Below are 13,667 nucleotides of genomic sequence, written 5' to 3' on the forward strand. Positions count from 1 at the left end.
GGTATTCCCCCCATTTCTAGCGGTCGCTGGAAGTAGAGGCTAGGCCATGATGGCCGATCGTTGTTTCGGGGTAATGCCACCGAGCGCCATATTGGGGCGTTCGTGATTGTAAGACCATAGCCATTTTGTCGCGTAGTCCTGGACTTCGGCGACGGTCTCGAACAGGTAATGCGCCAGCCAGTCATACCGCACAGTCCGGTTGTACCGCTCGATATAGGCGTTCTGTTGAGGCTTGCCTGGCTGGATGAACTGCAACCTGATTCCCCGCTTGCGGGCCCAGTTCTTCAATGCTTCGCTGACATACTCCGGGCCGTTGTCACACCGAATCGCCTGCGGCGGCCCTCGCCACTCGATGACCTGATCCAGAGCGCGGATCACTCGCGGTGATGGCAGCGAGAAGTCCACGTCGATGCACAGGCCTTCCCGGTTGAAGTCGTCGATGACATTGAACAGCCGAATGCTGCGGCCGTCGGCCAACTGGTCGTGCATGAAGTCCATCGACCAGCTTTCATTCAACGTCAATGGCACCGCCAACGGTTCGGGCTGCTCACGCACCAGCCGCTTGCGGGGCTTGATGCGCAGGTTCAACTCCAACTGCCGGTAGATACGATAGACGCGTTTGTGATTCCAGCCAAAGCCTTTGACGTTGCGCAGGTACAGGAAGCACAGACCGAACCCCCAGTTGCGCTGGTTGTGGGTCAGCTTGACCAGCCAATCGGCGATGACGTCATTCTCCGTCGAGCTCTTGGCCTGATACCGATAGCACGTCTCGCTCACGCCAAAGGCAGCGCAGGCCGTCTTGACCGTCAGGGCGCGTTCTCGCACGGCACGCATGGCCATCTCACGTCGGTGAGATGGCCTTACCACTTTTTTTCGATGGCTTCCTTCAGGACATCGGCCTTCAGGCGTTCCTCGGCATACATCTTCTTGAGGCGGGCGTTCTCGGCTTCCAATTCCTTCATCCGTGTCATCAGCGCCGCATCCATGCCGCCATATTTGGCCCGCCATTTGTAAAAGCTAGCGTTGCTCATGCCGTGCTCCCGGCATAGCTCCGGAACCGGTGTGCCGGCTTCGGCCTGCTTCAAGATGGCGATGATCTGGCTGTCCGTGAATCGGGAGGTCTTCATGCAAATTTCCTAAGGTACCGCTGATAGAAAATTCTACTTCCCGCGACGCTTACTTTACGGGGGGAATACCCACCCTACCGTTCACTCGTGAGGCCAATTCCTTATCCGCATGAATCCCTACAGGGCTATGTGGCTCGCTTCTGTACGCTCAATGGCTTTGATCACATACGATGGTTATTGCCCTTCGCTAGAAGTGACGCGGGGCTTGATGCGTCTCAAGGGCGGCGTGGTGAGATTTCGCCCGAACCGAGGGGGCCACTCTGCGGGATGACAGGCCTCGGTTCCGGCGATGCGTTGGGTATAGGTCTGCGGTACTGGAATACACGGTTCCTGCGCTACTGTCCGCTTTGTCTTGCTGATGCACCCTACCATCGCGCTGTATGGCAACTGGTTTTCGGTGTTGCTTGTCACATACACAAAGTTTGGCTGCGTGATGAGTGCTGCGTCTGCAACCGGAAGACTAGGTTGAGCGATTTGCCTTTGGGAGTGTGCCCATGCGGCGCTCTATTGAATTCTGCCGCAACGGAGCCTTGCACATCCGACGTTGCCACATACGCAGGGGTTCTTTCTGCAGCGCTGCATCGGGACAAAGAGTCAATAGACACGACAGTTACACCCGTACAAGGGCTCGATATCGATCAGCTACTTCGTGCGACGTGGTTCTTGGGCGCGTACTCCACGTGCAGTACGGCGAAGGCGCAAAAGATCGCCGGCGTCATGCAACTAGATCGGTCCATTTCGCTTGTCGAAGCGGTAGCCAAGGTTTTGTTCGATTGGCCTCAAGGGTTCAATGCATTGCTGGACAAACTGGACGCATCTGAGAAACTGCAGCCCAGCGGCAACCGGCTCGCGGCAAGATTCGGCCGATTCTATTTCTCTCTGTATCGAAGCTTCCCGGAGGCGCAATGCTCATTTCTTCGAGAAGGCTTCGAAGCCTACGTCACTAGCCAATGGACGGGACAACTCGCTAGACGGAATAGAAGGCTTTCCTCCGAGTCGCGGGAGTCCTACGAATGGGTATCTATCAAGGAGGCGGCCAAGGTACTGAGGATCAGAGTTGAATTGGCAAGGAAACTTGTTGAAAGTGGAGTACTCATCGGTAGATTTTTCGTCACTGCAACTGGCCGAAGAATGGGCACGGTTCTCAAGTCGAGCCTCCTTGCCGAACGAGACCGTAGGGCGGGCTTGGCCACACTGGATGAAGCGAGACGTCTGCTTGGCGTTTCCAGAAAGAGAATGTACAAGATGGTGGCCGACGGTACTCTCCAAGCGGTTCAAGGTCCGATGATCAATGGGGCGGCCGTGTGGCAATTTGAGAAGGCGTCCCTTTCGGTCATCAAGGACGCATTGGTATTGGCAGACTCTACATCCCCGTAGGTCTGTACTCCAAAAACCCCTGGGCGTCGGTGCTACTGAGCGAACTGCAAGCCAAAGATCTCGGAAAGTGAACGAATACTCTGCACACCTGGCTGTGGCTCCTCAGATCGAACGAGGTGCCGGGCTTGCAATCCGGCACCCACGGCGCCCAGGTAATCTGCCTTATAGGTGTCGCCCACCATCAAGGTCGCTCCCGCCGAAACCCCGAGCTTTTCGATGGTCCACTCGAAGATCTCTGCCTGTGGCTTCAAGTATCCGACGTCGAATGACCAGGCATACGCATCCAACTGGAAGGGGAGTAGTTCGAGAAGCGGGGCGGCATAGGGGGCAGCCAAGTTAGACGCAATCGCCAACTTTATCCCGCGACGCTTCAGTTCGGTCAGGGTAGGGATGGTGTCGTCAAACAAGCGGATACTCGCGAGTTCCGTCTCCAAACGCTTCTCGAGCGAAACGACATCAAGGTCAGTAATCCCGAAGTGCTCAATTGCCTGGCGGATGCCAACGGGGCGAGTCATCAGCGCCACCCGCGCGTCAATGCGATGATGACCGGCACGGGCGAACTCAGCGAACGGGTGAAGAGGATTCCCGATTTCGCACAGGGTATCGAACGCGTCAAAGATGACTGCTTGGATAGGCACCGAAGGAATCGCCGACATAGTTGCCTTTCAGACCGGAGGAAAAATTGCCCTAGCGGACTCGCGGGTGGGGGTCTTCGACTCATCCCATCTCTTTCGGAAGGTCTGAGCCCACAACCAATAATACTCGCTAAGGGGGGCATGCTCGGAACGCATCGGCGACTGGTACCTCGATGGACATCGGCTATTTGTCAAGCTCGTCCGCCATCCACGAATTGAAGTCTGCCGTGACAATCAGGGCCGATCGGTAACGAGGTTTGGTGAACACGACATAACAGGATCGAAGCAATCCGGCAGACGCCATCGCTAGCAGTGACTGAAATTCGCTTGGGGATAGGTCGATAGCGCCCTGTAGGACTGGCTTGATTGCAGTGAACGCGCCAATCGATGGCACCTCCGCCTGACCTATGACTGGGCTCGCATTGACGTAGGTCATGATGGAAAACTGCGAGACTCCAGCTACCGGTTCTGTGAATTCACCCTCGACGTACATTGTGAGCATGGTCGCCCGTTCTGGCGGCAATGATCGAGGTCTGTCGGCGCGAATACCCAAGCTGGCGCGAAGCCGCTTAATTTCGCCCGAACGCTGTAGCAATTCGTCGGTCCTTCGTTTCCTACCTGGGCGTGACATGGGCGCTCTCCAATGACGAAGCTGTGAACAGGTATGGCGCAAACATGTTGCCATGTGCTGGTGGAAGCCTCAGGACAGATGCCGCCCGGCAGGCGGAACTTCTTCGGGATGTGAGTGATCTCCGCGTGGAGCGCTGTCGCCAGGCGGTCCAGCAGTATGTCCACGCTCAATTGCACATCAGCGCGTCGAATTCAGCTTGATCTACGTTGAGGGGGCGCCTGCTCAGTTCGGATGACTTGCTAGTGTCAGCAGCTTGAAGCGCACTGCAGCAGTCGTATATGCTAGAAAAGCTGAAATCAACTGACGCTACCATGGACAAACTTCTTTCCGACACGCGCCGCCAGCTCCTTGTGAAACTTGAAAGCATCATCGGCAATTCCTGTTACAACGCAAACATTCAAAACTATGGTCCCGGTGGCGTGCGGATCTCAGACGGTCGCGCGTTTCGCTATCCCTTGTCTGTTCGGTCACCAAACGGCGAAGTTGCCAAAGTGAAATCTCACTCAGTTCCTGACAGCATACCTTCCGACGATTTGCTGAGCGGCTACTACGCGTTCGGAGCTAACCAACTTGACGTCATGGGCGGGCTTGACGAAATTCTGCGTTATTTAGAGCGTCACCACGGTCTTATCATCAAGAAGTAGACCGGCGCCGGCGTTACTGGCATGAAATAGGCACCGTGCTGTTCGGATTCCGGCCGCTCGACAGAAATTTCTTGGCCCAGTACCGCAAAGCGACAGGTCGAAGACTGCTGTAGCAATGGCGACCGACGGCGGCACTAAAATAGCCGCCGATCGCGCATTGCAGCGTGATGACTGCAATTCGAGTTACTTCGTCAACTGCTGAAGGCTCTCGAAGATTTCTTGTGCAGCGCGTCGAGCGGCGGCATCTTGGGCTTCGCTCATTGGCTCGAGCTCCACGCCGTCGCGGCCATCCACAAACATCGGACCGCCAACGTCATCGTCATAGCGTGAGCCATCCTCGTGAATAGCGACGTAATCGTCCTCGGTCAAATCGACACCAAGCAGTTCTGCGAGGTACACCCATGTCCAGCATTGCTGTAGGTTTTCGCGGTCGTAGTCGTCGATCAGCTGTAACATGGCTTCCGTGTCCCCCTGCTTTGCGGCCACCGTCAACCACTTCTTCGCATCCTCTGGTCGTCCCATGCGTTCGGCGATGTCGGCAACCATGACAGGATTGGCGATCACTGAATCGGTCTCCTGCTCAAAGATTGCCGGGTCGTTAAAGCGATCGGCAAGTTCCAGCAGTGCCTCTTGGTGTCCAAGCTTAGCCGCCTCGCGCAGGTGCAGAGAGAATCTTTCATCCTGTGCCAGACGAGTTGCATGAGCGTCGGCCCACTCCTGTTCCACGCCTGTCAGAACACGTCCGTTTTGGGCCTGCATGTACCAGTAATCACTACCGACTCCTGGGGCATCAAAATCGTCTCCGGTTGGAGCGTGGATCAGTGCCAATGCATAGTGAGCAGCGGCATGGCCCTTGCCCGCGGCTGCGTTGAGTCCATCGAGCATGATGGGTGAGACCAACTCGTCAGAAGAAGACCACCACCTAACCTCGTTTCGATCCCTCGGCTCATCGTCGTCAGTCCACGGACCGTACCCCGAGTCGTCCCGCAGATAGGCGATCAGAGCTGGAATCGTGACAAGCCCGAATTTGTGCTCGGTCATCAATGCCGATAGTGCACTGGCGACGTTTGCAGCTGTATCCAACCGGTAACCGATCTCTAGGCAACGGTCCCGGATGTGCTCGCCAAAATCTGCAGCACGTCGACTTGACAGCGACTGTTCGGTGAAGACGGCTTCTGCACAGAGTGCTGCGTAGGAGTTGAAGCCGAAGGCTGCGGCCAGCAACTCGTAGATGTGGGCTCGTTTGAATTGCGTGCCGGTGTGGGCCTGTAGATGATGCTGCGCGATGTACGCGAGTTCCTTGATCGTCATGGTAAACCTTTCCTCAAACGCCACGCCGAATTCGGGTCAGGCGCACACGTTTAAGTCCCCGACGGCGAGGCTCAAAGATAGGTTTGCAATGACGGAAATAATGCCTGCTTTTACTCGTGTGCAAGTAGGGTGGGCACCCGCTGACTATTCTAGGCGTGATGACCCGCTCCGTCTACCCGTCGTCCAGTGTGTTCGGATTGTCGTCGCGTCTGTGTCACAGTAAGCTCTATTGCTCAAGCGACGTAATGTCGCGAGTCGGTTCGAACTTGCCCGGCAACGTAGCGTTGGCAGGCTGGCGCTACTCCCAATGGTGCTATTGATCTAGGGAGACAGTTTGTACGATCAACTCGAACTCTGCGAGCAGATCGGGCTGCCTTTGGCGAAGGAAGGCAGACACCGACTCGTTCTCGAGTAACTTCGCTAGGTAGCCCTTCGCCAAGACCAAGTTCAAGACGTCTTGGCCGTAGGTCTGTTCAACGAGCTTGTATTGGCCCTGCAAATTTGTCATCTCCCTTTCCATCTTCGCCATCTGCTCTTGCGTGACGCCAGTGAGCTTTCGTGGCTTTCTTCCGTCGACAAGTAGTGTCGCGGGGGTGGCCACAAGCAGGGCCTCGGCATATGCCACGGTGAGATTATTTGCCGAAGCCATAAGCTCGACGCACTCAACTTGCCTGGTTGGCTTCATCTTCCTGATGGCGCGAACGAGCTCTGGAGAGAACTGCCTATCCTTTAGTAACTCTGTTGCCTCTGGGCAGATGCCATTCAAGAGATTGGCCTTCTTCTGGATGTGTGAGACGTCAACGCTGAGCGCCTTAGCCAGACGGTCTGGGGATACGCCGCGCTCAATCGCCCGTCGCAGCATAAAGTGCTCTTGAATGGTGGAGAGGCGATTGATGCGATTGTTGTATGTGAAGCTTTCATCGTCAGTTGCAACCAGGCAAGACGCCTCGACGAAGCCCAACTCGCGGAGCGCAATCAATCGAATGTGACCGTCAAGCAGCACATGCTGACCAGATTGCTGGTTTGCCGGCATGACCGTAAGAGGCTCGATCAGGCCGATTTCCTCTATCGAGGATTTAATCTGGTTGAACTTTCGGGACGTAGCTATTCCTTCCGGAGCCCTCCGAGATGGCAGAATACAAACCACTGGAACGCTCAACGGCTCAGGAATGAAGCCTAGCGTAACGCCGCTCATCTCAGCGCACCTCCGGGCCACACGCGTTCCGACAGGTACTTCGGGAGTGTTGCGAGATCTTCCGCTCGTAGAAGATTGACAAAATTCTCGTCAGCGAACAGCTGACGTAGGGCTCCCACGACAAACAGTAGGCGTTGTTGCGCGAATTCGGCCTTGCGAACCATGGCCTTCTGGCGCTCGACCTCATTCTGATAGGTGCGGATGAGGCTAGACGTGGAGACATCGCTGCTATGGCGGGGCATCCGGTGGGCGATTGTCCTACCGAGGGTCTGGCGCCGCTCAATGACCCGACGCGCGTCCATCAGTTGCTTCCCTCTTAGCTTGCCTGACTCGTACGCCTCCTGCAGCGCGGCTTGAATCGCCTTGTCGTCATCGCCGGCACCTACAATTGCAAGTGCGGCATTCAGCGGGATGCTCCCCTTTTCGACGGCGACAAGTAGTCGCTCCTCGCCTTGTTGAAGTAGAGTCAAGATGCCTTGGATGTACTGTTGGGTGAGCCCTGTTTTCTCGGCAATCGCTTTCGGGGGGTAGCCTTGCTCATGGAGTTGCCGGATGCCAGACAGAAGCTCCAGTGAGCGACATTGGCGGCGGGCAATGTTTTCCGCCAGACTCATGAGAAAGGCATCCTCGTCGCTCACGTGAACGACGAGCGCGGGAATCATCGTCTCGCCGAGAGACCGGAACGCCTTTAGACGCCCCTCACCACACACCAGCTTGTACCGCTCGCCTCCATCTGATGCTGCGCGCGGTGTCACAGTAATAGGCTTTTTCAGGCCTATGGTCTTGATGTTCTCAACGATCTCGTCGAACACCTTTCCGTTGCGTTCTCGGGGATTCAGTACGTCGACCCGGTCGATCGGGATCATGCGTACCTCGCCTGGCTGTTGCCTCTCGGTCATGCTGCCCTCCGAAGTCTTGAGCGAGCCGCCATTCCGTAGAGGTAGTCAAGATTGTCAAATCGATAGCTTTCCAATTCGGCCGGGTTGCGTTCGGCAAGACTGATGCGCGGTCTACAGAAGTCAAGATGTGGAAGCAAGTAGTAGTCCAGTATGGATTTGTTCTCCTGATCCAGCCGTATCGCAACAGTTATGTCGGGAGCGAGGCTTGTGTCAAAGCGCACTTTCCAGCGGTAATGGCCTATCGCGGGCGATTGGCAACGAGCAAGGACAAGCGAGGCGCTGAACTCACCATTTAGCATCAGCATATCCGTCGCTGGATCACGAACCACAGTGCCGCCGAGTGCGGAGATCTTTCGCTCTGTCTCCGTCACAGTTTCGGGATGGAGGCGGCGTAGGAAGCGATTCGTCTCCACATACCGGTAGTCGCGATCCGGCGTGAAGCCAACCGTTTGATAGGCACGGATAAGGCTTCCAAAGTGGTACACGTAGACTGACGTCGATGGCATTCCCTCCGTTTCGTCGATAACCAGGCCAGACAGGAAGCCGCGGCTCTTATACAGCGCGCGCAGTCTGTCGATAAGCTCGCTGTCGGTGTATCGGCGCGCTCGTGCGCGCATGATGCCTTGAGCTGTGTAGAAGATATCGCTCGGAATTATTGATTCAAAGGCATGCTCCTTTCGTATCCACATATCGGGCGTGTTGGTGACCCGCATCTTCTTCAGCTTGAAAGAGACGCGGTTGTAGACGTTATTTCCGATGTACTTCTCGTTCGTAAGTACCTCTCTTACTGTAGATCGACTCCAAGGCCGTCCAAGCTCTGTGTCGATTCGCATCTCATTTAGACGTGCAGCGATTTCATGCTCATTTCGTGCCTCCTCTATGAACCAGGAATAGATGAGATTGACCGTGCGGACCTCGCTTTCGGGCCCAGGCATCAAGATAACCCGATCAGTCTGGATACTCTTGTGCTCACCTCTTGCCAACGGTCCCTTCATGACCCCGTGTTGGTCTACGAGTACGCGTCGAAGTCCATACCCTGCTGGCCCCCCTTGCCGGAATCCCATCTCGATTAGTCGGCACTGCCCAGCAAAGACCTTTGCCGACAGTTCGCGGCTGTACTCTCCGGCCATCGCGCGCTTAACGCCCTTGACGATCGTGGAGACGGGCGATCCATCGTTCTCGAATTGCTCGGCGCAGTATGCAACCTGCAGGCCAGCCCTCCGGCAGATGTACTCGTAGTAGGCGCTCTCATCGGCGTCCTGGAAACGGCCCCACCTGCTGACGTCGTAGACGAGAATGACCTGAAAATCCGCTGCGCCAGATTCCACGTCCCGGATGAGGTCTTGAAGCGCTTGGCGGCCGTCTATCCGCAAGCCGCTTTTCCCCTCGTCCGCATAGGTGTGAACAATGCGATAGCCACGGCGGAGGGCATATTCACGGATTTTGTCGCGTTGATTCTCAGTCGAGTACTGCTGATGTTCAGTCGACATGCGGACATACTCAGCCGCCCTTACTTCGGCTCCCAGTGGCGCTGCGCCAGTGCGTTGATCGTCCGTTTGCATGATTTCGACTCACTGCGTCCAAATCGATGTGTCGCGCCAATGCCTTGCCGGCTCTCGGTGTTGGCGATCGCAGGGGCGTGCACACGTCATTTCTAGCAGGTCATTGCCCCTGGCGTGACACGTCATCTCTTTGCAATCATGGCCCTCTATGCACTCGGCCGCGCCAGGACTGTAATACGGACGATCCACGAGTCCATCTTTGCAATCAGCTTTGGTGGCGCTGGAGACAGGGCGTAGATGCCGGACCGAATGGCCGTGAGCCTCTTCCACTCGTCCATCTTTGCAACGCGGTTCTTGGCATTCCGGCGCTTCTGCTGTTCTCGGTTGCGAGCGCTATAGGCCGGGTGGAGATTGCGATACGCGCGCCAATACTCAGGATGTGTCGCGGCCCAAGTGCGCTGGGCCCGTGTTTGGTTCTCCCGATAGTCGGCGTCGGTTGCCAATTGTTTTTGCTGCCATTCGCGGCGCCGGCGCCGCTGGCACTCAGGTGACGGACAGAAGCGCTGCTCGGGCGTCTGCGGACGGACCTCAAACGGCAGTCCGCACGCCTGGCACTGTCTGATGATCTTCATTCGTCTCTCCCCGCCGGCGGCAAACGGGGAGGGTGCGGGAGGCATCGCTAGCGTTCACCGCGGCAGCCCTATTAGTTAGCCAGATACATAAGATCCACCGAGGGCTGCTTTGAGATTCTCTCAAACTTGAGGGGCGGGTCATCCGCGACGATCAGGAACAGCGTGGGCCCATGGATTTCGGCAAGGGTGGGCTGAAAAGGAAGGGGAAGTGCCTCGGCGGGCGCTTGCGGAGCAGTCTCACTAATTCGTGCTCCGACTCACGCTAGTCTCACTAATTCCGGTTCTGAGGCGCGCGAACCGTGACTGAATTAATTGATAAGTCCTTGATTTCTCGGAATACGCAGTCTCACGAATTCCGGTTCCTCACAGTAGGTTTTCAGAATAGTTGAGCAAAGTTGCAAATAGTTGAGCACGATCGCCCCCAGGGCGCTGTCAGCTAGTTTCGCGGGCGCCTATGCCCGCCGGTGTGCGGATGTCGAGGGCGCGCCAGCGGCAATCGGTGGGACAATGCGGCCTGATCCGAATCTCGCACGCGCGCGTCATGCCTCTCATCGATCTCAAGAACCTTCAGCAAGCCGCACTCGCCTTTGGCGAGGAGCGCGGCTGGGGCAAGTATCACAGCCCCAAGAACCTGGCGATGGCCCTGAGCGTGGAAGTGGCCGAACTGGTGGAAATTTTCCAATGGCAGACCGAGGACGAGTCGCGCGGCATCATGTCGACTGACGAGCGTGCACACGTCGAGCAGGAGCTGGCCGACATCACGATCTACCTGACGCAACTGGTGACGGCGCTCGGCGTGGACCTCGATGCGGCAGTCAGGGCCAAGATGGAGATGAACGCGCGCAAGTACCCGACGCCCGGCGGAGAGAAATAGCTCCGGCGCGGCACGGGCCAGGTCCCGCCAGAATCACGTGTCCGTATCCTGACAACTCCGCGCATCAAATCCAGCTAGACTTTCCCTGTTGCTGAACCAGCAGATGGGGAGATCCGGTCATGGCAGTGCGTAAGCCAAGCAAGGTAGCGACAAATATCCACATCGGTATCGGTGGCTGGAATTTTGCGCCGTGGCGCGACAACTTCTACCCAGCCGGCCTGCCGCAGGCGCGCGAGCTGGAATATGCCAGCCGCCACCTGACCGCGATCGAAATCAACAGCACGTATCACGGCACGCAGAAGCGCACCTCGTTTGCCAACTGGCGTGACGCCACGCCCGACGACTTTGTGTTCTCGGTGAAGGCCTCGCGCTTTGCCACCAACCGGCGCATCCTGGCCGAGGGTGCGGATTCGATACATCGGTTCATCGATAGCGGTATCGCCGAGCTGCGCCACAAGCTCGGACCTGTCGTCTGGCAATTCGCTCCGACCAAGCAGTTTGTACCCGACGATTTCGAGGCGTTCCTTAGCCTGCTGCCCGACTCTGTGGAAGGCGTGAAGCTCCGCCACGTGCTGGAGGTGCGCCACGACAGCTTCATGTGTGACGAATACCTGAAGCTTGCGCGCAAGTTCAAGGCCGCAACCGTCTTCACCGATTCGCCAAAGTTTCCATCGTTTGCTGACCTGACTGCGGACTTCGTCTACGCGCGGCTGATGAACGCCCAAGAGAAGGTGGCCACTGGTTACGCGGCCAAGGATCTTGAGCAGTGGGCGGAGCGCGTCGGCAAGTGGGCCGATGGCAAGGCGCCCGCGGACCTGCCCTGCGTGGACGATGCGTCCGGCGCCGGGACCAAGCCGAAAGCGGTCTATCTGTTCTTCATCAACGGCGCCAAGGAGCGCGCGCCGGCAGCGGCCGGCGCGTTGCTGGAAAGGCTTGGGTGGGCGCCCGTCGAAGAGGTCCCGGTGAAGGTGGTGGTATCGAAGGTGGCGAAGGCACCGGCAAAAGAGGTTGCCGAAACGAAGGTTGCTGAAACGAAGGTTGCCGCAAAGAAGGCCGCAGTAAAGAAGGCAGCAGCAAAGAAGGTCGCAGTAAAAAAGAAAACCGCTGAAAAGGCCGCGCCCGCAAAAAAGACCGCCACGAAGAAGGCACCCAGTCGCCCCGCCGCATAGTGTGCCGTCGATGACGTTGATGTGCGATCACGTATGAGTGTCAGCGAGCCCCCGTCCCTACCGGCCACTCCACGGCATGAACCATTTTCGGCGCTGCAGCTGGAGCCGATGTGGCTCGATGCGCTCGCCCAATTGGGCCACGTCTCGATGTCACCGCTGCAGGCAGCCGCCCTGCCTCTTGCGCTGGCCGGGCACGATCTGGTTGTACAGGTACGGCAAGGCGGCAGCGTGACGATGCTGGCGGTCGCCCTGCTCCACCGGCTCGATCCGCAACGCTTCGATGTCCAGACGCTGGTGCTGTGTCCCACGCGCGAGCGCGTCGAGCTCGTCGCTCGACGCATTCGGCAACTCGTGCGCGTTGCGGGGCAGGTCAAGGTGGCGCTGCTCTGCTCCGGGATGTCGATTCGGCCACAGATTGACAGCCTGATTCACGGCGCACATATCGTTGTCGGCACACCGGGACGCCTGCTCGACCACATCGACGCCGCCAGCCTGGACCTGCGCGCGGTGAATACGCTGATCTTCGATGCCGCTGATACGATGCTCGACCTTGGCTTTGCCGATGACATCGCATTCGTGGCCCGCCGATGTCCCAAGGCACGTCAGACGCTGTTATTCCATGCGTCGACGGATGTGGATCTTCCGCCCGACATCGCGCACCTTGCACGCCAGTGGCTCAGAAGGCCGCGCACCATACGGATGGCGGCATTGCGTGGCTGACGCATGGTGTTGTCATGCGGCCGCTCCAACATTTCCTGCAAAGATTCGTGAAAGTCACCCTGTAAGGCACGGCCATCCTTTGCTAATCTGATTAGACGTTGCCAGGCACCGGGGGGGCGCGAGGCTATTGCGCAGCACCGCGAATCAATCGAGCCAGGGCAGCGACTGTTTCCAAAACGGCAACAAGGAGTCGGGTGATATGAAAACCGCACGGCAGGTTCTGGAAAACAAGGCGAGTCACTCAATCTTCAGCATCCCGCCTACGGCGACGGTTTATGCCGCGCTGCAGCTGATGGCCGACAAGGGCATCGGGGCATTGCTGGTGATGGAGCATGACAAGATCGTCGGCATTCTCAGCGAACGGGATTACGCGCGCAAAGTGATCCTGATGCAACGTACCTCGCGCGAAACGCTGGTGAAGGAGATCATGACCACGGCCGTGATCTATGTGCGTGCCGATCAGAGCACGGACGACTGCATGGCACTGATGACGCGCCACCGGCTGCGCCACCTGCCGGTCATGGAGAGCGACACGCTGCTCGGAATGTTGTCGATTGGCGATCTGGTCAACGACATCATCAGCGAACAGCGCTTCACCATCGAGCAACTGGAACACTACATCACCGGCGGATCGCGCTGAGCCGCGCGGCGTCTATCGGATAACCATCCGGATAACCATCCCGCACATGCTCCCGGACACGTGGTCCCACGTGCCGGGGGCATCTCACGGCCTGTGTTTTTTGCTGCTTCACCACGCAAACTGACACCAGCGCCAAATGCTAAGCATGCATATAATTATGCGGTTACTGAATAAGGCCGCATCGATGCCATGCGGCCGTTTTTTGTGCCGCCCCAGTCGGTCGGCCCGCCCGTATTCCAATCGCCACCGCATGTCATCGCCCGCCTCCTCTCAGTCCGCCACGCTGGACCCTGCTACCCCCGTCGTCCACG

At 57.6% G+C, this 13,667-nt stretch carries 12 protein-coding genes and 2 pseudogenes; 7 read left to right on the forward strand and 7 right to left on the reverse strand.

Translation table 11 applies throughout. The features are described from left to right. Positions 1 to 39: 39 nt before the first annotated feature. A protein-coding gene (locus tag AC3FLX_RS10420; protein ID WP_488696234.1) for an IS3 family transposase occupies positions 40 to 1,127 on the reverse strand; the annotation gives its coding sequence in 2 pieces (ribosomal slippage) (positions 40 to 875 and positions 875 to 1,127; 1,089 coding nt in all). Between the two features lie 87 nt (positions 1,128 to 1,214). On the opposite strand from AC3FLX_RS10420, the pseudogene AC3FLX_RS10425 reads away from it, so the two are divergent. Together AC3FLX_RS10425 and AC3FLX_RS10430 are read left to right on the forward strand one after the other, a co-directional pair. Next, positions 1,215 to 1,541: pseudogene (locus tag AC3FLX_RS10425) on the forward strand (TniQ family protein); the annotation flags it as partial. A gap of 303 nt (positions 1,542 to 1,844) precedes the next feature. After that, entirely contained in the window at positions 1,845 to 2,504 is a 660-nt protein-coding gene (locus tag AC3FLX_RS10430) for a hypothetical protein (protein WP_488696785.1), read from the forward strand. A 32-nt stretch (positions 2,505 to 2,536) separates the two neighbouring features. On the opposite strand, the gene AC3FLX_RS10435 is transcribed toward AC3FLX_RS10430, so the two are convergent. Continuing rightward, positions 2,537 to 3,160, reverse strand: a complete 624-nt coding sequence (locus tag AC3FLX_RS10435; protein ID WP_488696237.1) for an HAD family hydrolase — start codon at positions 3,158 to 3,160, stop codon at positions 2,537 to 2,539. Positions 3,161 to 4,048: 888 nt separating this feature from the next. Here AC3FLX_RS10435 and AC3FLX_RS10440 point away from each other — a divergent pair. Further along, positions 4,049 to 4,414: a hypothetical protein gene (locus AC3FLX_RS10440; RefSeq protein ID WP_488696239.1), complete on the forward strand. Its 366-nt coding sequence runs from the start codon at positions 4,049 to 4,051 to the stop codon at positions 4,412 to 4,414. Between the two features lie 183 nt (positions 4,415 to 4,597). Here AC3FLX_RS10440 and AC3FLX_RS10445 read toward each other — a convergent pair whose 3' ends face one another. The 5 genes from AC3FLX_RS10445 to AC3FLX_RS10465 form a co-directional block, all read right to left on the reverse strand. Further along, a complete protein-coding gene (locus AC3FLX_RS10445; protein ID WP_488696241.1) occupies positions 4,598 to 5,725 on the reverse strand; it encodes a hypothetical protein in 1,128 nt (375 codons plus the stop codon). Positions 5,726 to 6,038: 313 nt separating this feature from the next. Continuing rightward, on the reverse strand, positions 6,039 to 6,920 hold the full coding sequence (locus AC3FLX_RS10450; RefSeq protein WP_488696243.1) for a plasmid partitioning protein RepB C-terminal domain-containing protein: 882 nt from the start codon (positions 6,918 to 6,920) through the stop codon (positions 6,039 to 6,041). Beyond that, positions 6,917 to 7,819, reverse strand: a complete 903-nt coding sequence (locus tag AC3FLX_RS10455) for a ParB/RepB/Spo0J family partition protein (RefSeq protein ID WP_488696245.1) — start codon at positions 7,817 to 7,819, stop codon at positions 6,917 to 6,919. The genes AC3FLX_RS10450 and AC3FLX_RS10455 overlap by 4 nt, the downstream gene beginning before the upstream one ends. Next, on the reverse strand, positions 7,816 to 9,381 hold the full coding sequence (locus AC3FLX_RS10460) for a recombinase family protein (RefSeq protein ID WP_488696247.1): 1,566 nt from the start codon (positions 9,379 to 9,381) through the stop codon (positions 7,816 to 7,818). The genes AC3FLX_RS10455 and AC3FLX_RS10460 overlap by 4 nt, the downstream gene beginning before the upstream one ends. Positions 9,382 to 9,527: 146 nt before the next feature. Then, on the reverse strand, positions 9,528 to 9,953 hold the full coding sequence (locus AC3FLX_RS10465; RefSeq protein WP_488696249.1) for a hypothetical protein: 426 nt from the start codon (positions 9,951 to 9,953) through the stop codon (positions 9,528 to 9,530). 541 nt (positions 9,954 to 10,494) lie between these two features. Here AC3FLX_RS10465 and AC3FLX_RS10470 point away from each other — a divergent pair. The 4 genes and pseudogenes from AC3FLX_RS10470 to AC3FLX_RS10485 all read left to right on the forward strand — a co-directional run bounded on the left by AC3FLX_RS10470 (position 10,495) and on the right by AC3FLX_RS10485 (position 13,356). Beyond that, positions 10,495 to 10,827 carry a nucleotide pyrophosphohydrolase gene (locus AC3FLX_RS10470; RefSeq protein ID WP_488696251.1) on the forward strand — a complete coding sequence of 111 codons (333 nt, stop codon included), beginning with the start codon at positions 10,495 to 10,497 and terminating at the stop codon, positions 10,825 to 10,827. A 119-nt stretch (positions 10,828 to 10,946) separates the two neighbouring features. Continuing rightward, positions 10,947 to 11,774: pseudogene (locus AC3FLX_RS10475) on the forward strand (DUF72 domain-containing protein); the annotation flags it as partial. Between the two features lie 255 nt (positions 11,775 to 12,029). After that, complete coding sequence (locus AC3FLX_RS10480) at positions 12,030 to 12,716, forward strand: DEAD/DEAH box helicase (RefSeq protein WP_488696252.1); 687 nt, start codon at positions 12,030 to 12,032, stop codon at positions 12,714 to 12,716. 199 nt (positions 12,717 to 12,915) lie between these two features. Next, complete coding sequence (locus tag AC3FLX_RS10485; protein WP_488696254.1) at positions 12,916 to 13,356, forward strand: CBS domain-containing protein; 441 nt, start codon at positions 12,916 to 12,918, stop codon at positions 13,354 to 13,356. Positions 13,357 to 13,667: the final 311 nt, after the last annotated feature.

It is taken from the genome of Cupriavidus sp. 291-E7, assembly GCF_057798835.1.

Excerpts from the sequence above, each read along its gene's own strand:
- AC3FLX_RS10430 (WP_488696785.1), top strand. The coding sequence starts at position 1,845 with ATGCAACTAGATCGGTCCATTTCGCTTGTCGAAGCGGTAGCCAAGGTT.
- AC3FLX_RS10435 (WP_488696237.1), bottom strand. The coding sequence starts at position 3,160 with ATGTCGGCGATTCCTTCGGTGCCTATCCAAGCAGTCATCTTTGACGCG.
- AC3FLX_RS10440 (WP_488696239.1), top strand. The coding sequence starts at position 4,049 with ATGCTAGAAAAGCTGAAATCAACTGACGCTACCATGGACAAACTTCTT.
- AC3FLX_RS10445 (WP_488696241.1), bottom strand. The coding sequence starts at position 5,725 with ATGACGATCAAGGAACTCGCGTACATCGCGCAGCATCATCTACAGGCC.
- AC3FLX_RS10450 (WP_488696243.1), bottom strand. The coding sequence starts at position 6,920 with ATGAGCGGCGTTACGCTAGGCTTCATTCCTGAGCCGTTGAGCGTTCCA.
- AC3FLX_RS10455 (WP_488696245.1), bottom strand. The coding sequence starts at position 7,819 with ATGACCGAGAGGCAACAGCCAGGCGAGGTACGCATGATCCCGATCGAC.
- AC3FLX_RS10460 (WP_488696247.1), bottom strand. The coding sequence starts at position 9,381 with ATGCAAACGGACGATCAACGCACTGGCGCAGCGCCACTGGGAGCCGAA.
- AC3FLX_RS10465 (WP_488696249.1), bottom strand. The coding sequence starts at position 9,953 with ATGAAGATCATCAGACAGTGCCAGGCGTGCGGACTGCCGTTTGAGGTC.
- AC3FLX_RS10470 (WP_488696251.1), top strand. The coding sequence starts at position 10,495 with ATGCCTCTCATCGATCTCAAGAACCTTCAGCAAGCCGCACTCGCCTTT.
- AC3FLX_RS10480 (WP_488696252.1), top strand. The coding sequence starts at position 12,030 with ATGAGTGTCAGCGAGCCCCCGTCCCTACCGGCCACTCCACGGCATGAA.
- AC3FLX_RS10485 (WP_488696254.1), top strand. The coding sequence starts at position 12,916 with ATGAAAACCGCACGGCAGGTTCTGGAAAACAAGGCGAGTCACTCAATC.